Raw genomic sequence first — 23,197 nt, forward strand, 5'->3', positions numbered from 1 at the left:
GGGGCGGTTGTGCGGAGTCAAATCCATCCCTCCGCACAACCGGAGTCCTTAAAGGTTTACTTGGCCTGCTTATCGAGCGTGGGCTTCATGGCAATCAGGATTGCAGCGGCGACCACGGAGCCAATCACGATGTCCAGGCAGAACAGCGCGACGTTGTTGGTGGCAAGGGCGACGATAAAGCCACCGTGCGGGACGTAGCAGTCGATACCCTGGAAGGCGGCGAGCGCCGCACCCACGGCAGAGCCGATGCAGATGCCGGGCAGGGTGTGGCCAAGGTCCTTGACCGCGAAGGGGATAGCGCCCTCGGTAATGCCGATGCAGCCCATGAACAGTGCGGAGATACCCATCTGACGGTCGGCGTCATCGAACTTATTCTTGGCGATGAGCGCAGCGAGGCCACAGGCGATCGGGGGAATGGCGACGGCGACGCGGAACATACCGTTAGGGCCGTAGATGCCGGAGGCCATGATGGCCATAGTAAAGGTCGAAGCGGTCTTGTTGATGGGGCCACCCATATCGAAGGCGGTCATAACGCCAATGACCAGGCCCAGGACGACGGCGGAGCCGCCCTGCAGGCTACCGAGCACGCTGGTGAGCCAATCCATCACAAAGCCAAGCGGCGTGGCCAGGATGTAGATGTAGGCCATGCCCAGGACGAGCGAGGTCAGAATCGGGATGATCAAGATCGGCATGATGGTCTGGATGGTGTTGTTGACCTTCCAGGTCTTCATCCAGCGGACAAAGTAACCGCAGATGACAGCCATAATCATGGCGCCCAAGAAGCCGGTCGAAACACTGTTGCCGCTCGGGGTGACGACTGCGTTGTTGACCAGGTAGCCCAGGACAAAACCGGGGGCGAGCGCGGGCTTGCCGGCCATCGAGTAGGAGATGTAAGCCGCAAGCACTGGAATCATCATGGAGATGCCGGCCATGCCGATGGTGTTAAGGCTCACCATCAGCGGATTCGTAACCTCCATGCCGTTGGCGCCGGCGGTACCGGATGCCAACGAGAAGGCGAGGAACACGCCACCGATAACGACAATGGGGATAAAATAGGAAACGCCGGTATTGAATGCATTGAGCAGCGTCTTGCCAGGATCGGCAAAGATAGACTGCTTGGACGCCGGTGTCGGGGCCTGCGGGGCAGCGGAGACGGCCTTCTTCTCTGCCTTGGCCTCGGCCTTGGGCGCGTCAACGGCGCCACCCGTCGCCTCGATAATCTCAACAGCCTGGTCGATGATCTTGACCGGATCGGCGATTACATCCGAGGTACCGACCTTCAGGAACTTGCCCTCGGCCATCTTCTGCTCAAAACGGTCCTCGTTCTCGACACCCACGTCGACGGACTCCAGGACCAGGTCGGCGGAGTCCACGTCTTCCTGCGTGAGCTCATTCTCGATACCCAGGCCACCCTGAGCCTCGACCTTGCACTCGATGCCACGGGCGGCGCATTCATCCTGAATCGCCTTCTGGGCCATATACGTGTGGGCGATACCCACGGTACAGGCGGCAACGCCTACGATCTTCATTGCTTCCCTCTTTTCATAGAGTTGCGTGCGCAAGACACCGTTTGCGGAGGCCTCCGGAGCATCCCCTGCCGTTTGGACTTGCTGTCTTTTCGACAAGACCAATATAGGTGCTCAATTTTCTTAATGCCAGCTTATTTCGGTAAACGCGCAGGTCAGAGCGTTGGTTACGCTATTTAGTTATGCGTTTAACCAAAAATGAATCCTGCGATTTTACCCTCGATTTCAAAAGTCAAGAAGTATTTGATTTTCTCGGTAGACGGCAGATACGCATGCCGGTCACAAATTTCGACCCCACCCGTATACCGCATTTGTTGCATACTCATATGAAAGGAAAAGGTCGCTCACCGAAGCGCATCCCTCACCAAGACTCAAAGTCATCATGTTGGAAAATGCTCATCTGTCGGAAGGAGTCGCTGTGGCAAAACAGCGCGTTACGATTGCAGACGTCGCTCGAGAGGCGGGAACCTCGACGGCAAGCGTCTCGTATTACCTCAACGACAAACGAGAAAAGCTTAGCGAGAAGACGCAGACAAAGATTGCGCGCGTCATCAAGGAACTCGGATACGTTCCCAACGCCCAAGCGCAAACGCTCACCGGCAAGCAGACCCACGTCATCGCCATCATCATTTTGGATAACACCAACAAATGGGCGGGGCTCGTTCTCAATGGCATGGAGCAGGTCATGCTCCCCGCGGGCTACCAGACGGTCGTTTGCACGAGCAACTTTAACCCCGAGACCGAGCTCATGTACGTCGACAAGATGCTCTCGTTGGGCGTCGATGGCTTTATCATCCAGCCCACGGCAAACTTCAAAGCCGTGCACGACCGCATTAGGCGTGCCGGCAAGCCGGTCGTCTTTTTCGATGCGGCCATCTATAGCCCAGGTACCAGCTGGATCAAAACCAACCTTTACGACGGCGTGTACAACGCCACGCAGGCGCTTCTCGATGCCGGCTACGAGGACTTTTTCTCCATTGCCGCCAATATGACCGAAATGCGCACCCGCATGGAACGTTTTCAGGGATATGCCGAGGCATTAGCCGCGAATGGGCAGCTCTACAAAGCCATCCCCATCGATCACAACAAGCCGTCAATCAACGAGCTCACCGAATACTTTAAATACAAATTCAACCCCGCCAAGCGTACGCTCATCTTCGTACAAAACCAATGGGCGCTCCCCCGCGTCTACAAGGCACTTCAGCCCATGGCCCATCTGCTTCCGCAGCAAATCGGCCTTTTGGGACTCAACTGCGAAGACTGGACTAATCTCACCACACCGACCGTCTCCACCATCATCGAGCCCGTCGACCAGGAAGGTCGCGAAGCAGCCGAGATGCTGCTCGCCCTACTTGACGGCAGCAGCGAACCCGGCGAGCAGCGCATTCTCGAGTGCAAGCTCAACTGGCTCGACTCCACCTCGATCTAGACCGCGGGACAAATAAATCAGGAGTGTTTGTCCCAAATCTTAAGTATTTGTTCGATAGAACGGCCCCTGCCGGCTCCTGCTAGACTGGTAGATTCCCAACCGTCCATCCAGGAGCCTCAATGTCGCGCAAGTCCACCTACAAGCAAGTACTTTCCATCGGCACCGCCGTGGTGCTGGGGTTTGCGCTGTTTACGGGATCGCTCGACGGAGCTCCCAAGCTGCTGTCGCCGCAAAGCAATGAACAGGCGGCGGCTCTGGCCGAAAAGCAAAACGAGAGTCCCAGCCGCACCGAGGACGAGGCAGACCTGGTCGCTCGGCTCGAATCGGGAACGGCGAGCTCCCCGGGCCCTCAAAACGGCCAGGACTCTGGCGATGGCTCCGAATCCGCCACGACCAACAACAACGGCAACGTTGCCGAGGACAGCGCCGCCACCCCCATCGACGAGGTTGAAAACCCCGACCTCAACCGCGCCCGCGGTGTTTATCTCAGCAGCATTCCCGACTACGCCGGCAACCCCTACGTTGCCCTTCGCGCCGACAGCACGCACCCGCTCGGCACACCGTCATTCACGCTCGATGAATACGAGCGCGCCACCGAAGAGGGCTGCTTTAAGAAGTTCTCCAAGCTCGACAGCCTGGGCCGCACCCGCAAAGCACTCGCCTGCGTGGGCCCCGAATCACTCGGTCAAGGCGAGCGCGGCGATATCTCGCGTATCCATCCTGCCGGTTGGCACCAGCAGCGCTACGACTTTATTCCGGGCCAGAGCCTCTACAACCGCTGCCACCTCATCGCCTGGTCGCTCTGCGGCGAAAACGCCAACCGCAAAAATCTCCTCACCGGCACGCGCTATCTCAACGAAACGGGCATGCTGCCGTTTGAGGAGCAGATTCTCGGCTACATCCGCGACACGGGCAACCATGTGCTCTACCGCGTCACGCCCATGTATAACGAAGAGGAACTCGTCTGCCGCGGTGTCCGCCTCGAGGCGCAGTCGGTCGAGGATCACGGCAAGACGTTGTGCTTCCACGTGTACTGCTACAACCTGCAACCGCATGTGCAAATCGACTACGCCACCGGCCGCAACCAGGCCTCGGGGGATTAGCCCCGAGCCACGACAAGAACCGATTTGCAATCCCCCAGGGATCAAAAAGGGCCGCTCCGGATCACCCAGAGCGGCCCTTGCATCGACATGCGTGGCGCAGACAAAGCCACACGTTACTTAGCGCGGCCCTCCTCATAGCGCTCGACCAGCTTGGCCTGAACGTCATAGGGCACCTGCTCGTAGCCAGCGGGCTTCATGGTAAAGTCGCCCGTGCCGCGCGTAATAGAGCGCAGGCGCGTCGAGTAATCCGTCAGCTCGGCCAACGGGGCCTGGGCAATGACCACGGTATCGCCGCGCTCATCGGTCTCCATGCCCGTCACGCGACCGCGCGAGGCCGAGATGTCACCCATCACGGCACCGGCGTAGCTCTCGGGGATTGTCACCGTGATTTCCTCGATGGGCTCCAGCACCACCGGGTCGGCATCGGCGCATGCCTTGCGCAGGCCGATGCGAGCCGCCGCGCGGAACGCCATCTCGTTGGAGTCGACGCTGTGATACGAGCCGTCGTACACAGCCACGCGAATGCCCGTGAGCGGATAGCCGGCAATGATGCCGTCCTTCATGGTCTCCTGGACGCCCTTGTCCACGGCGGGAATCAGCGAGCGCGGAATGCGGCCGCCCACGACCTCGTCCACAAACTCATAGCCATCGCTCGTGCCGTCGGGCCCAATGAGCGGCTCCACGCGCAGCCAGCAGTCGCCGTACTGACCGGCGCCGCCGGTCTGCTTCTTATGGCGGCCCTGGGCACTTGCCGTACGGCGAATGGTCTCGCGATACGGAATGCGGATCGGCACACTCTTGGCAGCAACCTTGGCGCGATCCTCCAGACGGTTGAGCAGCACCGAAACCTGCGCCTCGCCAACGGCGGAGATAATGGTCTGGCCAGTCTCCTCGTCGCGGTCGATGCTCATGGTCGGGTCTGCCTTGCAGGCCTTCTCGATAAACGTGTAGAGCTTCTCCTCGTCGCCGCGGTTCTCGGCCTCAATAGCGATGCGATACTGCGAGTTGGGGAACTTAAACGCCGCAGCCTCGACCTTGCCGGTAATGGAGAGCGTGTCACCCGTCTCGGCCGCCAACTTGGGCGCCACGATAATGTCGCCGGCATAGGCGTGACCGACCTCGGTCATATCGCGGCCGCACATCACATACAGGTGAGCCAGACGATCGCTCTTGCGGGTACGCGCGTTGATCAGCTCAAGGCCCGGCTCAAGCGTGCCCGTCAGCACCTTGATAAAGCTGATGCGACCCTGCTGCGGATCGGCCAGCGTCTTAAACACAAACGCCACCGGACGATCATCGTCACTCGAGATCTTAAGCGAATCGCCGTCGATAAGCGGCATCTCGCCGTAGTCGGTCGGCGCCGGGAAGTACGTGGCAATGTCGTCCATCAGCGAGTTGACGCCCTGCTCCTTAATGCAATCGCCCGCAAAGACCGGCACAAAGATGCGCTCGGCGATCGCCTTCGACAGCAGGCCTTCAAGCTCCTCCTGCGTCAGCGTCTCCTCGCCTTCCAGGTACTTCATCATCAGCTCATCGTCGGCCTCGGCCACCAACTCGCACAGATGGTCATGGGCCTCCTCGGCCTGGGCACGATACTCCTCGGGAATCTCCGACTCAACGGCTTCGATGCCGTTGCAATGGCGCGCCTTCATGCGCACCAGGTCGATGATGCCGTCAAAGTCCTCGCCCTCGCCCCAGGGAAGGGTCACGGCGCCCAGGCGCGTGCCAAAGCGCTCCTGCAGCAGGTCCATTGTGGTCGCAAAGCTGGCCTCGGAGCGCGACAGGCGGTTTACGAATACCGCACGTGCCAGACGCAGGTCCTCGGCGGCATACCAGAGCTTAACCGTCGTAGGCTGCGGGCCGGCCTCGGCGTCAACCACAAACAGAGCCGTCTCGCAGACGCTCATCGCGGCAAAGGCGTCGCCGATAAAATCGGGGTAGCACGGGGCATCGAGCACATTGATGCGCGCGCCCTTCCAGTCGATCGGCGCGATGGTCGTCGAGATGGAGAATGCACGCTTGACCTCTTCGGGGTCATAGTCGAGCGTAGGCTTGGTGCCGTCGTGGCCGCCCAGACGGGCGGTCTTACCGGAAAGGTGGAGAATGGCCTCGGCGAGTGAAGTCTTGCCCACCCCGCCTTGGCCTACGAGCACCACGTTCCTTACGTTACCGGTCTTGGGAGCACCCATGATGACCTCCTTGCAGGGCCGCGCGCAATGCGCGACGCCAACGGGGAGGGTTCGCGGTCGGTGCCGTCCCGGGAGCAGCATGGTCGGCAGCCGAGCCGACTCACCCTCCAAATGTCCTATGCCACCACCCTACCCTCACGGGCGGCTGTCCATGCATACCTTTCGGCGCACGTATGAATACAGGCGGCGAGAGGAAGAGACAAGCTTGTGAGGCGATTATTGAACCCCGTCGATGCAAACAAAAAGCCGCCACAGACGGTAAGACCTGCGGCGACTTCGCCTCAATTAATAGTTGAGTAGATAGCTGAGCCTATCCCTCGATACGGCTCAAGAACTCGCGGGTACGCTGCTCGCGCGGATGGTCGATGACCTGCTCGGCAGGACCCTCCTCGGCAATACGACCACCGTCCATAAAGACCACGCGGTCGGCAACATCGCGCGCAAATTGCATCGCGTGGGTCACGATCACCATCGTCATATTCTGCGCCGCCAGGTCCTTAATGACACGCAGCACCTCGGCCGTCAGTTCGGGGTCGAGCGCCGAGGTCGGCTCGTCAAAGAATAAGATTTCCGGATCGAGCGCCAGGGCGCGGGCAATACTCACGCGCTGCTGCTGACCGCCCGAAAGCTCACACGGCACCTTGTTCTCGTTGCCCGTCAGCCCCATTTGCGCAATCAGCTCGTGAGCGCGGGCTTCCGCCTGCTCGCGCGGACGCTTAAGCACGCGAATCGGCGCATCGGTGATATTTTTCATCACGGTATAGTGCGGGAACAGATTGTAGTTCTGGAACACCAGACCAAAACGCGAACGCGCTTGCTTGGGAACATCTCCCTTCGCATAGACCGCACCCGATCCCGCATCCGTCGCAACCGCAAGGTCGCCAAACGAGAGCGAGCCACCATCGAGCGTCTCGAGCAGCGTGGCGCAGCGCAGCAGTGTGGACTTACCGCCGCCCGAAGGCCCGATAATCGCCACGACCTCGCCGCGCTTGACCTCGAGCGAAATATCTTTGAGCACCTCATTGCCACCAAACGCCTTGCGCGCGCTCGTTATATTCATTACCGAATTAGTCATGGTAGTAATCCAATTTTTTCTCGGCGGCGCCCAACAGCATCTCGACCACAAAGTTAAAGACCCAGTAGATCAGCGCCGCAATCGCAAACGGCACCATGCTCACCTGCGAGGCAACCAGCGCCTTGGCGGTCGAGAACATCTCACCCACGCCAATGGCAAACGCCAGCGACGTGTCCTTAACCAGCGTGATGATCTCGTTGCCCATCGCCGGCAGAATACGCTTGGCGACCTGCGGCATCACGATATACAGAAACGTCTGCATGCGCGAATAGCCCAGCACCTCGGCTGCCTCGTATTGACCGCGCGGAATGGACTGCAAGCCCGAGCGATAGATCTCGGCAAAGTAGCCGGCGTAGTTGATGAAGAACGCCACGACGCATGCCGTCCATTTGGAATCGGGCGTGAGCGAGATGCCGAACACGTAGTACGGGGCAAAGTAGATGGCAAACATCTGTAGCATGAGCGGCGTGCCGCGCATCACCGAAATATAGATGCGCGCGATCCAGCGAAGCGGCGCAATTTTGCTCATGCGCATAAACGCCACGGGAATTCCCAGCGGAATCGACCCCAACAGCGTCAGCACAAACAGCTGCAAGCTGACCAAGAATCCCTGGCCAAGCATCTGCATCATGACCTGAATAGACAACCCAAGCTCTCTTTCACAGTAACGGAACAGCGAACCCAATGCTAAAGCGGGTTTTCCAGGTGCCCGAGTTTGCCGTGAAAGAGGAGCGCCGCGTACTAAATGTACGCAAGCGACGGTTTGAACGGCAAAATCGGGTGCCTGGGAAAGCCGCTATTTGAGCACCCAGTTGTCGAAGGAAAGACCATAGCTTGAATACTTGTCGCACAGGTCCTTGACCGTGCCGTCCTCGTAGAGCGCCTTGAGCGACTCGGTCACGGCGTCGGCCGACTTGGTGTCGCCCTTCTTAAAGCCGACGGCGTAGTGCTCGCTGGACAGCGGCTTGTCGAGCTGCGTATAGGCATCGGGCTTGGCGGCAAGCTGATACTGGGCAATCGAAAGGTCGCAAGCCACGGCATCGACCGCGCCGCTCTCGAGCTGCATAAACGCCGTGTTGTACTCACCGATGGTATCGAGCGTGGCAAACGTCGCCGCCAGATCCTTCTGGTCACCCTCGAGCACGTCCTGAGCGGCGGAATCAGTCTGGGTAATCACGGTCTTGCCGGCAAGATCGTCCCAGCTCTTGATGCCCGCATCCTTCTTGACCACCAGCACCTGCTCATTGAGCATGTACGGCTCGGAGAACGTGTAGTCGTCCTCGCGGCCCTCCATGGTAAAGCCGTTCCAGATGCAGTTGATGGCACCCGAGTTGAGCAGCGTGTCCTTGGCATCCCAATCGATGGCCTCGTATTTGACCTCCCAGCCCTGCTTGTCTGCAACGGCCTTGGCAAGATCGAGGTCGAAACCAGTGTACTCGCCGTCGTCGCCCACAAAGCCGTACGGAGGATAGGACTTATCAAAGCCCACCACGAGCTTCTTGGACTCCGCAGCGCCCTTCACGTCCTTGGCCGCGGCAGAGCCAGCAGCGGAGCCCTTGCCGGAACCACCGCCGCAGCCGACAAGACCAAGGCCAAGCACCGTGGCAAACGAGCCGGCTAGGCCAACAAACTGACGACGAGACATATCGGTATTCATGGTATTCCCCCTTGGTGGCACTTTAGTTAAGTAAAGTGAGTCATGTAACGTTCAGAATCATACACTTTACCTTGATAGAGTACAAGGGAGGGTTTGCCCGGCGTGGGCGGGGAGCGGCGCGTAATTAAGTTTCCTGCTCTACAGTCCTGCGCAAGACGGAAAGCACATTAAGTGCTTTCCTTTGCGTGCGGAACTCGCGATAAACTTAATTACGCGCCGCTCCCCGCCCACGCCGGGCAAACGTCGTTGGACTTATCACTGACACGATTAAACCGCTTGTATATCGTCTGCTGGCTTGGCACGGTACAATACTTGCAGCTTTAATTCATGAATTAGTGGGGTTATTGATGGCAGAATCTCGTGCGGAGCGTAAGGCTCGTCGTGCTTTGATTGAGGCGGCTGAGGGGTCGGAGGAAAAAAAAACTTCTAAGAAATCCAAGTCGTCTCAGGTTGCGAAGGGTAAATCGACCAAGGGCAAGGCCAAGGCCAAGCGTTCCGGCTCTCGCCGGAGCGAGGACAAGGCATCTCAGACTCGCACCAAGCGCCCACATAGTGATTCGGTTTCGCCTGCGCGAAAGGCCGTGGATCCCAAGTCGCCTTGTTCCATCATGCGGGCTTGTGGTGGATGCACGGCGCTCAATCGTCCTTATAAGAAGCAGCTGGCGGCCAAGCAGGCTGCTATGGAAGAGCTGTTTGCTGAGCTCTGCGAGCGCGAGGGTATTGCCGTTGATCCCATTCGCGGTATGGGTGTTACCCTGGGCGACCCGGGTAAATATCCTGCGCCGCGTAGCTTTCGTCATAAGGCTGCCACCCCCTTTGCTCCCGGTAAGGAGGGTGCTGTCCGTTGCGGTTTCTTTGAGCGCGGCACGCACAAGATCGTTGCCGTACCCGAGTGCCCTGTCGAGGCCCCCGGTGCGCGCCAGATTCTCAACGGCATCGCACGCGAAGCTGAGCGGCTGCATATTCCCGCGTTTAATGAGGACAAACATCTTGGTTTGCTTCGCCATGCCGTAGTCCGCCGCGGCTGGCGTACCGACCAGGTCATGGTTACGCTCGTGACCGCCCAGCGTGACTTACCGCATGCGCAGGAGTTTTTTGAGGCCGTCGCCGCACTCGATCCGCGTATCGTCACCGTTGCCCAAAATATCAACGGACGCCCTGGCAACGCCATCCTGGGCGAGGAAACCCGTATCGTATATGGCGCTGAGTGCATGCGCGACCAGCTACTCGGCTGTGAGTTCGACATCTCCCCTACCGCTTTCTATCAGACCAATCCGCAGCAGACCGAGCTGCTCTACCAGTTCGCTATCGAAGGCATGGATTTGCGCCAGGGCGACGTGCTTATGGATGCCTACTGCGGCAGCGGCACCATCGGCCTTTGCGCCGCGAAGGATGCCCAGGACAGGGGCGTCGGCATTATGCTGCTCGGCGTGGAGCGAAACCCCGCGGGCATTGCCGACGCACGTCGCAATGCCGAGCTCAACGGCCTTACCCGCAGCGCTTGGTTTATGGCCGACGACGCCACCGGTTACATCCTGGACGCCGCCGATAACAACGAGCGTGTTGACGTTCTCTCCATCGACCCACCGCGCGCCGGATCCACACCCGAGTTCCTCGAAGCCGCTTGCGCGCTCAAGCCACGCCGCATCACCTACATCAGCTGCAACCCCGTGACCCAAGAGCGCGACCTGCACCAGCTCCTCGACGGAGGCTATCGCCTGCTCAAGATCACGCCGGTCGACATGTTCCCCCATACCGACCACACCGAAACCGTAGCGATCCTCGAGCGCCGCTAACCCACCCCGGTCGATTTTTGGGACAAGAAAGGGGGCGGCCCGTCTGGACCGCCCCCCTTTCGTTGGCTATATGAGCCCGCTACATCCCCTTGCGCAGGTCACACACGCCGGCTGCCGCCATCTCGCGCAGCAGCGTCTCGCGGTCGCGCGTCACGATCAAATCCAGCGGGAAGTGAATCTCGTCGAGCATCTTGCGCGCGTGATCGAGCTTGCCAATGGCCATGCCAATGTGGGCATCGGTCGACACGCCAATACCCACGCCCAGCTCGGCGCAGCGCTCGGCGATCTTGCGGCATACGGCCCAATGCTCAGTGTCGACACCGTGTTCAAGACTATGGTTGTTGATCTCGATGATCTTGTGCTTGGCCTTGGCCGCCAACAGCACCTCATCGATATCGAACGGCACGCCCGAACGACCCGCATGCCCAAGCATGAACACCTTGGGGTGCTCCAGGGCATTGATGTACATCTGGGTCGTTTGGGCGAGCGTCGCGCCTTCGGCAAACTGCGGGTTATGCACGCTTGCCACCAAATAATCCAAATTACGCGTCACCAAATCGAACAGCGAATGCTCACGACTATACGAATCGCCGGCGATATCGAGCGAAACGGGAATGTCTTCGCCAAACAAGCTGCCGTCCAGCGAAACGATATCAGCCTCGGCACCACGCAGCACCAGCACGCCGCTCCAAATGCGCGGCCAGATATCCTGGTTAATAAAGAATTGGAAACTGCGCAGGTCATTGGGACAAGGCGTAACCATCGAGCTTAAATGATCGGCGGAACCGAGCACCTGAAGGCCGCGCTCCGCCGCCCAATAGATGTTCTCCTCGATGGTTGAGTACGCATGCGCAGAGAACATCGTATGAGTATGAATATCACAAGAAAGAAGGTAGGGCATCGGGTCTCCTTGTCCAGTATGGCCGTCGCGTATATTCATTGTACGCATAGCTTTCGGCAGTCGTAAAACTGCTTCATCCCAATCACACAACGGCATAGACAACGGGGTCTGGCTTAAAACCAAACCCCGTTTCACGTAAAACATTGTAAGCAGAGCGCTTTACTTTCGACGATATTCGTCGGCCAGCTGCTTCCAGGCAGGCAGAGAGTTGACGATTGTCTCATAGCTCACGCAGTAGCCCAGGCGGAACCAGCCCGGCATGCCAAAGCTATCCGAAGGCACCGCGAGCAGCTCATGCTTCTTCGCGCGCTCACAGAACGCATTCGCATCGGACTCCAGCGCTTTCACCCATAGGTAGAACGCGCCATCCGGCTCAACATAGGTGTAGCCGTACTCCGCTAGTGCATCGGTAAGCGCGGTGCGGTTGCGAGCATAGGCCTCGACATCGCTCGGTTCATCAATGCAGTCGATGATTACACGCTGGAAGAGCGCCGGTGCACACACGAAGCCCAGCGTACGGGCGGCACCGGCAACGGCGGGCATTAGACGAGCTGCCTGAGGATTCGTATTGGGAACCAGGATCCACCCGACGCGCTCGCCCGGTAGCGAAAGCGACTTGGAATACGAGTAGCACACGATGGTGTGCTCGTAGATCGAAGGCACCCAAGGCACCTCGGCGCCATAGACAATCTCGCGATACGGCTCATCAGAGATGAGCATAATCGGATTCTCGGGATCGCGCTGAGCGTTGGCCTCGCGCAGAACATTGGCCAGTCGCGTCAGCGTGTCGCGTGTATATACGGCACCGGTCGGATTGTTGGGCGAGTCGATGATGACGGCAGCCGTCTTATCGGTAATCGCCTTGAGCACGTTACTCACGCTCAGCTGGAACGTATCTTCATCGGCGAGCGCCTCAACACACGTGCAGCCGGCCTTCTCAATCCACACGCGATACTCCGGAAAGTACGGGGCGATAACAACAACCTCATCGCCCGGGTTCGTAACGGCGTTGAGCGTGCAGGTGAGCGAAGCCGCGGCACCCACCGTCATAAAGACGTCCTTGCCCTCATAGCTCGTGCCAAAGCGACGGTTGAGCGAGTCGGCGACGGCCGCTCGACATTGCGGCAGACCCGGCGCAGGCGTGTATCCATGCAGCTGGTCGCTCGGCAGCTCCAATGCCTTCTTAATGGACTCAGCAACAGCAGCGGGCGCCGGAACACTCGGGTTGCCCAGCGAAAAATCGAATACGTTTTCCGCACCGATCTGTGCCTTGCGCTCAAGGCCATAGCTAAAAATCTCACGGATGATGGAGCTTTCCGCACCGCGAGCATACATAGTTTCGTTGATCATCTGTTCCCCTTTCGCATAGGCGCTATTGTACGCTTTAGCCAACTAGAGCGCCACAATGTTGATTGGGGACAGACTTAAATGCGTGAAAACGCTCATTTAAGTCTGTCCCCAATCAACATATCGCTCAAAAGAAAAAGCCTCCACAGGTTTCCCCGCAGAGGCTTTCGCTACAAGAACTATTTGTCGGCGTCGGTGTTGCCGTCAGCGTTGACAGCATTGCCATCACCGGCATCATCGGATGCGGCTTCGGCATCCTCCCGCATGGCCGCCTGCGCAAAGGCCGCAGCATCAGCCGCCAGCTCCTCCTCGCTCATGCGAGGCGAGCACTTCTTGGTCGGCATGCCGGCCGCCTTGGCGTTGCGCTCCTCCTTGGCCGCCAGGATATCGCCCTCGCGCTCAAGGTAAGCATCCCACTCGTTGTCGAGCAGGGCGTTCACGGCGTCGCCTTCGACGGTCTCGCGCTCAAGCAGCACCTTCGCCATCAGATCGAGCTGATCGCGACGGGCATCCAAAATCTCGACCGCACGGCGATGGGCTTCGCGCATGATGCGCTGAACCTCGATATCGATGCGGCGCGCCGTCTCCTCGGAATAATCCTGGTGATCGGCGTAATCGCGGCCCAGGAACACCTGATGCTGCGCCTCGCCAAACACCTGCGTGCCCAGTTCCTCGCTCATGCCCAGACGCGTGACCATCTCGCGCGCCATCTTGGTCGCGCGCTCCAGGTCGTTGCTCGCGCCCGACGTGATGTCGTCGCACATGAGCTCCTCAGCAACGCGACCGCCCAAGAACACGGCAAGCTCATCGAGCATCTCGTTCTTGGTCTTGAGGAAGTGATCCTCCTGCGGAAGCTGCAGTGTGTAGCCCAGAGCCTGGCCACGGCTGACAATCGAAATCTTGTGAACCGGATCGGAGTGCTCCAGGATATGACCCACCAGGGCATGACCGCTCTCGTGGTAGGCAATCGTGGTGCGCTCGGCTTCGGTCATCACGCGACCCTTGCGCTGCGGTCCGGCAATCACGCGCTCCATCGACTCCTCGACCTCGTCCATCGAGATCACGGAACGATGGCGGCGAGCAGCCAAAAGCGCAGACTCATTGAGCAGGTTCGCCAGATCGGCGCCGGTAAAGCCAACGGTCATCTGGGCGAGCTTCTCAAACTTAACGTCCTCGTCCATCGGCTTGTTCTCGGCATGCACGCGCAAGATCTGCTCGCGGCCCTTCACGTCCGGACGGTCGACCGTAACCTGACGGTCAAAACGGCCGGGGCGCAGCAGCGCCGGGTCCAAAATATCGGGGCGGTTGGTCGCGGCGATCAGGATGACCGACTCGCTTTCCTCAAAACCGTCCATCTCGACCAGCAGCTGGTTGAGCGTCTGCTCGCGCTCGTCGTGGCCTCCGCCCAAACCGGCTCCACGCTGACGTCCCACGGCATCGATCTCGTCAATAAAGATGATCGACGGAGCCTGAGACTTGGCCTCCTTAAAAAGGTCGCGCACGCGGCTGGCGCCAACACCCACGAACATCTCGACAAAGTCAGAGCCCGAGATACTAAAGAACGGCACGCCCGCCTCGCCGGCAACGGCCTTGGCCAGCAGGGTTTTACCGGTACCCGGAGGGCCCACCAGCAACACGCCGCGCGGAATCTTGGCACCCAGCTTGCGATAGCGGTCCGGATCGCTCAAAAAGTCGCGGATCTCCTCGAGCTCTTCGACTGCCTCGTCCACGCCGGCAACGTCCTCGAACTTGACCTTGGGGCGCGTGGCCTCGTTGGTCTTGGCGTTGGTCTTGCCAAACTGCATGTTCCTATTATTGGCGCCCATCATCTGGCGCATAAAGTAGAACATGATGGCGATCAGGGCAATCGTCGGAAGCACACTCATCGCCAAGTCGCCCCAAAAATCGGGATCGTTGGTGTTGACGATGTACTTGGTATCGGGGTGCTCCGCCATGAGCTCGGCAAGCGAATCGGAACCGACATAGGTCGAGGAAAAGCTCTTGAGCTCGCTCGTGTCGCCCTTGTCCTTTTTCGTCTTCCAGTAATGACCCGTCACGCTTCCGTCCTGAACCGTATAGGTCAGATCTTCGACGCGATCCTGCTTGATGGCGCTGACCCATCTCACTCGTCGCGAGCTTTACGGTATTGCTGGAGTTGGCAAAGCCGGAGCCCATGTTAAAGAAGGCGTAACCCAGGAGCGCGCAAGCCAAAAGAAAATACAGCCAGCCCGTACGCGTGGGCTTCTTGCCTCCGGGCATCCCCGGGATCTTTGGGTCCCGGGGAGTCTGGGAATTGTTGTCGTTACGGTCGTCGGGCATCTTACGAATAAACCTCCGGTTTCAAAATGCCCAGATACGGAAGGTTGCGATAGCGCTCGGCATAGTCGAGGCCGTAGCCCACCACAAAGGCATCGGGGCAATGGGTTCCAACATACTTGGGCGTGACGGCCGAGACGCGGTCCTCAACGTCCTTCCACAGGAAGGCAGCGACCTCCAGCGAGGCGGGCTTACGGCTCTCGAGATTCTTCATCAGGTACTTGAGGGTCAGGCCCGAGTCCAGAATGTCCTCGACAATCAGCACGTCGCGACCACGGATGTCGATATCCAGGTCCTTAATGATACGCACTATGCCCGAAGACTTCACACCGTCGCCATAGCTCGAAACAGCCATGAAATCGATGTTGGTCGGCAGCTCGATCTTGCGCATCAGGTCGCCCATAAAGACCACGGCGCCGCGCAGGACCGCAATCAGCACCAGATCCTTACCCGCGTAGTCGCGAGTAATCTGCTCGCCTAGGCGAGAGACGATACCGTCGATATCCTCCTGCGTAAACAGAACCTTCTCGATATCCGGATGTTGAGAAGCCATGACAACCCTTTCTTGTGCTTATCGCCCACGCACCGCCGCATGGACGCGAACTACACATTCTAGCAGCGCACGGGGTATATTTACCAGCACGTGCGCCATCAGCGCGGGAATACCGTCAACGTCGCACAGAATAGCTGGCGCGAAGCGCTATTCCGCATCGACCACACGAAGCAGATATGCCACGCGCGTTGCGGCCGTGCATTTAAAACGCTCGTCCGCGCGAACGCCCGCGACCCATACTACGGCACCTCCCGGAGCCGTTCTTACCACGGGTACGCCAGAGCGGTCTGAAACAGGAATGCGCGCCTCGTTTAACAGGTCTGACACTTTCTTGCTTCGGCCGTTCATCCCCAACGGGCACATCACGTCTCCCGGCACAGGGCTATCCACCCACAGGCGCGCCGATCGTGCCTCGGTGGGGATCTCCCCGCGCGAGCCGGCTAACATCCGCTCGCCATCGCGGTCGGCAAACCCCAGGGCCGCCGCATCCACCAAGGCCGCAACCTTTCCGGCAGCAGCAAGCTCGCGGGCACGGTGCACGATATCGCACCCCGGCTCCACAGCCATCGGCTCCGCTGTCAGCATATGCCCCGCCCCCAGCGGCAGACAACCGGGAACGGAGATCCAATCGGCCACTAAACCCTCGCGCGCCGCCGGGGCCTTGAACGCCAGCATGCCAAACTCCACACGGGCATCAATTCCCGCAGGAAGCGTAACCGAGCCCGAGCCCGCAGCGACGCAGGCGAGCACGCGCTCCACGTGCCGCATCTCCGGTCGCGCGTCGGGATCGATGCGCTTAATCGCCAACCGCACGATACGCCGTGCAATCACAACCTCAGCGGCGGCAAGACGGCGCGCATCGAGCACCAGTGCGCCCGCCGCTTCCTTGCGCAGGCAGCTTCGAAACGCCTGTGCCGAAAGCTGGGAAAGAAAGGCGTCTTCGTCGCCCAGAATTTCGCAAGCGGCGCCAATCGTCTTACAGACGCTCGCGTTGCGCCGTGCCACCACCGGCATCACCCGATGGCGTACATAGTTGCGCAGGTACGAAACGTCCTCGTTGCTTTCATCTTCCCGCCATGGCTGACCGTGCACCTGCAGATAGCCCACGAGTTCATCGTGCGTGAGGTCGAGCAAGGGGCGAACCACAATGTTCCGACGGCGCGGAATGCTCGATAGACCCGCGGGACCCGACCCTTTAATGGCATTCATCAAAAATGTTTCCGCGCGGTCCGACGAAGTATGCGCGGTACAGATACGAGCCGCCGTCCGCGGTGCGCCCGATTCGGCACAAAGTTCGCGAACGTATCTCCGTGCCGCGGCATAGCGCACCTCGCGAGCCGCAGCCTCGATATTGCCCGATTCGTCATCAAAATAGGCATGCTCAACACACAGCGGCAAACCGTATTGTGCGCACAGGTCACGTACAAAGGCCTCGTCGCCATCGGATGCCTCCCCGCGCAGATGATGGTTTACATGCAGCACGTGCAATCGCTCGCGCGCAATGGGAGCGACGCCGCGCCCGTCCTGGATATCCAGCTTTGATGTGCAAGCCATAAGGAGCAGCGCCGTCGAGTCCGCACCGCCTGATACCATAAGCACTACGGGGGCAGCGGCCTGCCGCGTTGCCAGGGCGCTCTTATCCGTCCTCGGCGCGGCATGATGTCCATAGTGCTGAGATACCGTTGGCATTCGCTTCCTCCTCTATTCGTCCGCACTCATTGTATCCTTTGGAATCTTATGTCTCGCCTGCACCTTCATATCCTCGGCAGCGGCTCAAAAGGCAACTGCGCACTCGTCGAGGGACCTCAGGGGCTCATCATGATCGACAACGGCCTGTCCCGCCGCGAGACACTTAAACGCATGGCGGAGCTTGGCCTCTCGGCAGACGACGTCGCCGCTCTTGTAATCACCCATGAGCATGGTGACCATATCAAGGGGCTCGATGTATGGTGCAAGCACTGGCATGGTCCCCTCTTTGCCAGCAGGGACACCCTTTCATGCAAAGAAAACCTCGCGCGCCTGCCCGTAGAGGAATTTGACCCCGGCGACACGCTCCCCATTGCCGGCATCCACGTGCAAACCTACTCAACATCGCACGATGTCATCAATCCTGTCGGCTATCGATTTAATGCTCTCGATGATTCCATTGGGTTTGCCACCGACACCGGAGAGTTATCGAGCAAGGCCATAGGCATCCTCAAAGACTGTCGAGTTCTCGCGCTCGAAAGTAACCACGATGTAACTATGTTGCGCGAAGGAGCGTACCCCCGCTTTCTTCAGGAGCGCATCCTGTCCACAAAGGGGCACCTCTCCAACAACCAGGCCGCCGAAGCCGCGCGCGAACTTGTTACCGATCGCACCGAACAACTCATCGCCATGCACATCAGCCAGGACAATAATCGTCCAAGCCTTACCGTCAAAAGCTATGCCAACGCGCTTGATGCAAGTCTCGATGATGAACTCGGCAGTTCTGCCACCCGTCTTCAAGGGCCACGGAAGCTCTCGATACGCCCTGCAAGCCAGTATCAACCGACAACCATTCAATAGCCCCTCAAGACAACAAAGGGGGGCTGGGAATCACTTCCCAGCCCCCCTTAACTCATACTCTCGATTGAAGCAGAGCCATCGTTAGTCGATGGAGATCTTCGTAACGTTCTTCTTCTCGACAATCTTGGGAACCGTAACGGTCAGGATGCCGTCAGCATACTTAGCCGAAAGGCCCTCGCTCGAAGCGTCCTTCAGATACACGCCGCGCGTCGCGCTGTACGAGCTAAACTCCTTCTGCAGGAAGTTCTTGCCCTCGTTCTCCTCGTCCTCCACAACGTTCACGCTAATCGACAGGCGACCCTCGTTAAGCTCAACGTCGATATCATCCTTAGCGACGCCGGTCAGATAGGCCTTGACCTCATAACCATCGCCCTTGTCCTCGACATCAACGGGGAACGCCTTGGAAGCAATCGAGTTGTTTGCAAGATCGGTCATATCATCAAACAAATCGAACAGCGAGCTAGCAGAAGGACGAACGCCAAAAACCGAACGATAAGGAACCATGCTTGCCATGTTTACCACTCCTTTTAAGGACTGCCGAGTCATCTTCTAGGTGACTGGGACTTCTTTTGACGCTCTTATATATGCCCACCCAGTGCTCATATATACATCGACTATAAAGTTTTTTGAGTCCAGTACTATAAGCATATCTAAGTGTGTATGACTCAGGTCTTAGTAAGGTTAAGGTTCTTTGAACCAGAGCTTAAATAAGAAGTATGTTCGCAGCTACAAATAACAAGGGGCTTACAATGAGCGCGTACACGTTGTTGGTAACGAGCTAAAGGGCATCATGGACGACCAAAACCAGAACAATATGTTTATGCCGACGCAGGGCGAAGATACTTCTACGCAGCCGCCACGGTTCCATCGCCCCCACATCTCGCAAGAGCCCATTAATGATCCTGAGCCCGATTATGTGACGAGAAATCGATATCAAACGCTCGAGGATGCCCAAACGGGACGTAAACATATGGGCGTTGCCTCGGGAGACCCTGTATATCTGAAAGACGCACCATTATCTAAAAACAGCGCAGCTAGCGATGAGCCGATGAAAGCATCCGCCGCTCATCAACAAAGAGGGCCTCGACCCAAGCAAACCTTGACGCATTCGGCTCGCTATCTCGAAACGCCAAAACAGGGAAAATCAATCTTCGTTTCGTCAAGTAAACGACGCAAGCAGCATCAGCTGACAATTCTGCTTTTGATCATTGCGGCCATAGCAGTTGCCCTTGTTATACGATTTAATTTCTTTAAATAAAGGCTCAATACCAAAAACAACAAGATCGTCTGGTGTAATTGAGTCATTTACACCCCGTAAACGCAAAAAAGGGGGAGGCCGCGAGGCCTCCCCCTTCTTCAAGTCATCCGACGGCTCGGTGCCGTCCACCGGTCAGCGGCGCCCTGGCCTCCCACGGGCTGGCCCCGCAGTACTCTCGGCGCGATGGGGCTTAGCTTCCGGGTTCGGAACGGGACCGGGCGTGCCCCCCATGCTCTGGCCGCTGACCGGTGGGCGGCGCCCACCGTTACGGTGTCCGGTATCGCATACACGTGCCCTGGGGGCCGCATGGCGTATAGGAAAGGTCTGACTCGGGGGCATCCTCGTGCCCGGACCGCGCATGAGCGCATGTCCCGCGGGCCGCGAGGTGCGGTTCCGGAAGAGCTCGGGCGATTAGTGCGGCTCGGCTGAGGACGTCGCCGTCCTTGCACCTGCCGTCTATCGACCAGGTAGTCTACCTGGGCCCTTACCGGAAGGAGAACTAATCCCTGGAACGGCTTCCCGCTTAGATGCCTTCAGCGGTTATCCGCGCCGCACGCGGCTACCCGGCCGTGCCGTTGGTCGACAACCGGTTCACCGGAGGTGCGTCCACCCCGGTCCTCTCGTACTGGGGGCAGCCTCCATCGATTCTCCTGCGCCCACGGAGGATAGGGACCGAACTGTCTCACGACGTTCTGAACCCAGCTCGCGTACCGCTTTAAACGGCGAACAGCCGTACCCTTGGGACCTGCTCCAGCCCCAGGATGCGATGAGCCGACATCGAGGTGCCAAACCTTGCCGTCGATGTGGACTCTTGGGCAAGATCAGCCTGTTATCCCCGGAGTACCTTTTATCCGTTGAGCGACGGCCCACCCACTCGGGGCCGCCGGATCACTAGAGCCTGCTTTCGCACCTGCTCGGCTTGTGGGCCTCGCAGTCAAGCCCGCTTGTACTCTTGCATTCAAAAGGACGGTTGCCGACCGTCCCGAGCGGACCTTCGCGCGCCTCCGTTACCCTTTAGGAGGCGACCGCCCCAGTCAAACTGCCCGCCTGGCACGGTCCCCGAGCCGGTTGACGGCCTCGGGTTAGGACGCCGGTCGCGCGAGGGCAGTATTCCAAGGGCGGCTCCCCGGGGGCTGGCGCCTCCGGATCGATGCCTCCTGCCTATCCTCTACACGCGGGACCAGCGGCCAATGCCAAGCTGCAGTGAAGGTTCACGGGGTCTCTCCGTCCTTCCGCGGGTAAGTCGCATCTTCACGACCAGTGCAATTTCACCGGGTCCATGGTCGAGACAGCGCCCAAGTCGTTGCGCCTTTCGTGCAGGTCGGAACTTACCCGACAAGGAATTTCGCTACCTTAGGACCGTTATAGTTACGGCCGCCGTTTACCGGGGCTTGGCTTCGGGGCTTCGCGCGATGCGCTAACTCCTCCGCGTGACCTTCCGGCACCGGGCAGGCGTCAGACCCTATACGTCGCCTTGCGGCTTCTGCAGAGTCCTGTGTTTTTGGTAAACAGTCGCTTGGGCCTCTCCACTGCGGCCCGCCTCCGCTCCCGGAGCAAGTCCGTTCACGTACGCGCGGGCACCCCTTCTCCCGAAGTTACGGGGCCATTGTGCCGAGTTCCTTGACCATGGTTGACCCGATCGCCTCGGTATGTTCTACCCACCCACCTGTGTCGGTTTGCGGTACGGGCGCGCACGCGCCTGCCTAGGGGTTTTTCTAGGGACCTCGGGCTCACTCGCTTCGCTTGATCGCTTCGTCCGGAGCCTCGCCCTCGTGCGGACCGGATTTCCCTGGTCCGCGGGCCGCGCTCCATCACGGGGACGTCCAGAACCCCGCCGAGCCACCCCCATCCGTCGCCCCGTCGGTCGTAGCGCCGCGTGCGCGGTGCAGGAATGTCTGCCTGCTGCGCGTCGGCTACGCCTCCCGGCCTCGCCTTAGCCCCCGACTGACCCTGGGAGGATTAGCCTTGCCCAGGAAACCTCGGGTTCACGGCGGACGAGTTACTCTCTCGTCTCTCGCTACTCATGCCAGCATTCTCACTCCCATGCGCTCCACCGCCGGTCGCCCGGCGGCTTCGCCGCCCATGGGAAGCTCCCCTACCGATTCTGAAAATCAAAATCCCGCCGCTTCGGTGTCCAGCTTAGCCCCGTGTATTGTCGGCGCATGTCCACTCGACCAGTGAGCTGTTACGCACTCTTTGAATGGATGGCTGCTTCTAAGCCAACATCCTGGTTGTCTGGGCGGACGCACATCCTTTGCCACTCGGCTGGAACTTGGGGACCTTAGCGGGCGGTCCGGGCTGTTTCCCTCTCGAGCACACAGCTTAGCCCACATGCTCTGACTGCCGCGCTCTGGGCCGCCGGCATTCGGAGTTCGGTTGGATTCGGTAGGCGGCGAAGCCCCCTCGTCCATCCGGTGCTCTACCTCCGGCGGTGAACGCGCGACGCTAGCCCTAAAGCTATTTCGGGGAGAACGAGATATCTCCGGGTTTGATTGGCCTTTCACCCCTATCCGCAGGTCATCGCCGCCGTTTTCAACCGACGTGCGTTCGGCCCTCCACGGGGTCTTACCCCCGCTTCAGCCTGCCCACGGATAGCTCACCCGGCTTCGCGTCCGCGGCGCGGGACTCAAGTCGCCCTGTTAAGGCTCGCTTTCGCTCCGGCTCCCTTTCGGTTAACCTCGCCCCGCGCCAGCGACTCGCTGGCTCATTCTACAAAAGGCACGCCGTCACACCGTATAGGTGCTCCGACTGCTCGTGGGCGCACGGTTTCAGGTACTGTTTCACTCCCCTCCCGGGGTGCTTTTCACCTTTCCCTCACGGTACTGGTGCGCTATCGGTCACAGGGTAGTACTCAGGCTTGGATGGTGGTCCACCCAGGTTCGGACCGGGTTTCACGTGCCCGGCCCTACTCAGGGACCGCGTCGCGCCGTCCGGTCTGGGTTCGCGTACGGGGCTGTCACCCGCTGCGGCCGGCCCTCCCATGCCGTTCCGCTCCCCAGCCGGACCTGCGCCCGGGGGCGGCAGCCCCCGGATGCGCGGCCCTGCAACCCCGACGGCGGAACCCCTGCCGGGTACGCCCGCTCGTCGGTTTGGCCATCGGTCCCCTTTCGCTCGCCGCTACTCGGGGAGTCTCGAGATTGATTTCCTCTCCTCCGGGTACTTAGATGTTTCAGTTCCCCGGGTTGTCCTCCCCCCGCCTATTCGTTCAGCGGGGGGATATGCACACTGCTGTGCATGGGTTCGCCCATTCGGAGACCCCCGGGTCGAAGGATGTGTGCTCCTCGCCGGGGATTATCGCAGCTTGCCGCGTCCTTCATCGGCTCCCTGTGCCAAGGCATCCGCCGTGCGCCCGTGGTATCTTGCGGGACCGCATCGGGCCCGCGGGATATCCACGTGTCGCTAAAGTTAATTAATCGATATCATGAATAGCGCTCGTATGTCGCAATTCGGGTATCTCATACCGCGGCACAGTAGTTGACTGTGCTCGCGATCAGATGCTC

15 protein-coding genes, 2 rRNA genes and 1 pseudogene are annotated in these 23,197 nt (G+C 59.5%); 5 read left to right on the forward strand and 13 right to left on the reverse strand.

What is annotated here, in order from left to right:
- Positions 1-56 precede the first annotated feature (56 nt).
- On the reverse strand, positions 57-1,529 hold the full coding sequence (locus DWV32_RS08280) for a PTS fructose transporter subunit IIC (RefSeq protein WP_117757863.1): 1,473 nt from the start codon (positions 1,527-1,529) through the stop codon (positions 57-59).
- Between the two features lie 415 nt (positions 1,530-1,944).
- Here DWV32_RS08280 and DWV32_RS08285 point away from each other — a divergent pair, with 415 nt between their 5' ends.
- Positions 1,945-2,955 (forward strand): LacI family DNA-binding transcriptional regulator, encoded by a 1,011-nt coding sequence (locus tag DWV32_RS08285; RefSeq protein WP_233540442.1) that lies wholly within the window; start codon positions 1,945-1,947, stop codon positions 2,953-2,955.
- Positions 2,956-3,074: 119 nt separating this feature from the next.
- The gene (locus DWV32_RS08290) at positions 3,075-4,058 is read left to right on the forward strand and encodes a DNA/RNA non-specific endonuclease (protein WP_117757865.1); all 984 of its coding nucleotides are present in this window, start codon (positions 3,075-3,077) and stop codon (positions 4,056-4,058) included.
- Positions 4,059-4,171: 113 nt separating this feature from the next.
- On the opposite strand, the gene DWV32_RS08295 is transcribed toward DWV32_RS08290, so the two are convergent.
- The 4 genes from DWV32_RS08295 to DWV32_RS08310 all read right to left on the reverse strand — a co-directional run bounded on the left by DWV32_RS08295 (position 4,172) and on the right by DWV32_RS08310 (position 8,979).
- Entirely contained in the window at positions 4,172-6,247 is a 2,076-nt protein-coding gene (locus DWV32_RS08295) for a translation factor GTPase family protein (RefSeq protein ID WP_117757866.1), read from the reverse strand.
- Positions 6,248-6,557: 310 nt separating this feature from the next.
- Positions 6,558-7,322 (reverse strand): amino acid ABC transporter ATP-binding protein, encoded by a 765-nt coding sequence (locus DWV32_RS08300; RefSeq protein WP_117757867.1) that lies wholly within the window; start codon positions 7,320-7,322, stop codon positions 6,558-6,560.
- Positions 7,315-7,968: an amino acid ABC transporter permease gene (locus DWV32_RS08305; protein ID WP_233540443.1), complete on the reverse strand. Its 654-nt coding sequence runs from the start codon at positions 7,966-7,968 to the stop codon at positions 7,315-7,317. Before DWV32_RS08305 ends, DWV32_RS08300 begins: the two co-directional genes overlap by 8 nt.
- Positions 7,969-8,118: 150 nt before the next feature.
- Complete coding sequence (locus tag DWV32_RS08310; protein WP_117757869.1) at positions 8,119-8,979, reverse strand: transporter substrate-binding domain-containing protein; 861 nt, start codon at positions 8,977-8,979, stop codon at positions 8,119-8,121.
- 347 nt (positions 8,980-9,326) lie between these two features.
- Between DWV32_RS08310 and rlmD the strand changes: the two genes are divergently transcribed.
- A complete protein-coding gene (gene rlmD, locus DWV32_RS08315) occupies positions 9,327-10,775 on the forward strand; it encodes a 23S rRNA (uracil(1939)-C(5))-methyltransferase RlmD (RefSeq protein WP_117757870.1) in 1,449 nt (482 codons plus the stop codon).
- Between the two features lie 79 nt (positions 10,776-10,854).
- Here rlmD and DWV32_RS08320 read toward each other — a convergent pair whose 3' ends face one another.
- The 5 genes and pseudogenes from DWV32_RS08320 to tilS all read right to left on the reverse strand — a co-directional run bounded on the left by DWV32_RS08320 (position 10,855) and on the right by tilS (position 17,581).
- A complete protein-coding gene (locus DWV32_RS08320; RefSeq protein WP_117629855.1) occupies positions 10,855-11,676 on the reverse strand; it encodes a phosphatase in 822 nt (273 codons plus the stop codon).
- Positions 11,677-11,835: 159 nt separating this feature from the next.
- Positions 11,836-13,026 carry a pyridoxal phosphate-dependent aminotransferase gene (locus DWV32_RS08325; RefSeq protein ID WP_117757871.1) on the reverse strand — a complete coding sequence of 397 codons (1,191 nt, stop codon included), beginning with the start codon at positions 13,024-13,026 and terminating at the stop codon, positions 11,836-11,838.
- A 176-nt stretch (positions 13,027-13,202) separates the two neighbouring features.
- Positions 13,203-15,342 (reverse strand): annotated as a pseudogene (ftsH, locus tag DWV32_RS08330) (ATP-dependent zinc metalloprotease FtsH).
- Position 15,343: 1 nt separating this feature from the next.
- Positions 15,344-15,892: a hypoxanthine phosphoribosyltransferase gene (hpt, locus tag DWV32_RS08335; RefSeq protein ID WP_117757872.1), complete on the reverse strand. Its 549-nt coding sequence runs from the start codon at positions 15,890-15,892 to the stop codon at positions 15,344-15,346.
- A gap of 147 nt (positions 15,893-16,039) precedes the next feature.
- A complete protein-coding gene (tilS, locus tag DWV32_RS08340) occupies positions 16,040-17,581 on the reverse strand; it encodes a tRNA lysidine(34) synthetase TilS (protein ID WP_187361850.1) in 1,542 nt (513 codons plus the stop codon).
- A gap of 48 nt (positions 17,582-17,629) precedes the next feature.
- Between tilS and DWV32_RS08345 the strand changes: the two genes are divergently transcribed.
- Positions 17,630-18,439, forward strand: coding sequence for an MBL fold metallo-hydrolase (locus tag DWV32_RS08345; RefSeq protein ID WP_117629858.1), 810 nt, complete (start codon positions 17,630-17,632; stop codon positions 18,437-18,439).
- A gap of 81 nt (positions 18,440-18,520) precedes the next feature.
- Here DWV32_RS08345 and DWV32_RS08350 read toward each other — a convergent pair whose 3' ends face one another.
- A complete protein-coding gene (locus DWV32_RS08350) occupies positions 18,521-18,952 on the reverse strand; it encodes an Hsp20/alpha crystallin family protein (protein WP_055251783.1) in 432 nt (143 codons plus the stop codon).
- 277 nt (positions 18,953-19,229) lie between these two features.
- On the opposite strand from DWV32_RS08350, the gene DWV32_RS08355 reads away from it, so the two are divergent.
- Positions 19,230-19,697 (forward strand): hypothetical protein, encoded by a 468-nt coding sequence (locus DWV32_RS08355; protein ID WP_117757873.1) that lies wholly within the window; start codon positions 19,230-19,232, stop codon positions 19,695-19,697.
- A 130-nt stretch (positions 19,698-19,827) separates the two neighbouring features.
- On the opposite strand, the gene rrf is transcribed toward DWV32_RS08355, so the two are convergent.
- A 5S ribosomal RNA gene (gene rrf, locus DWV32_RS08360) occupies positions 19,828-19,943 on the reverse strand.
- Positions 19,944-20,088: 145 nt separating this feature from the next.
- Positions 20,089-23,062 (reverse strand): 23S ribosomal RNA (locus DWV32_RS08365).
- Positions 23,063-23,197: the final 135 nt, after the last annotated feature.

The organism is Collinsella sp. AF04-24 (assembly GCF_003465685.1).
Lineage (GTDB): Bacteria > Actinomycetota > Coriobacteriia > Coriobacteriales > Coriobacteriaceae > Collinsella > Collinsella aerofaciens_AP.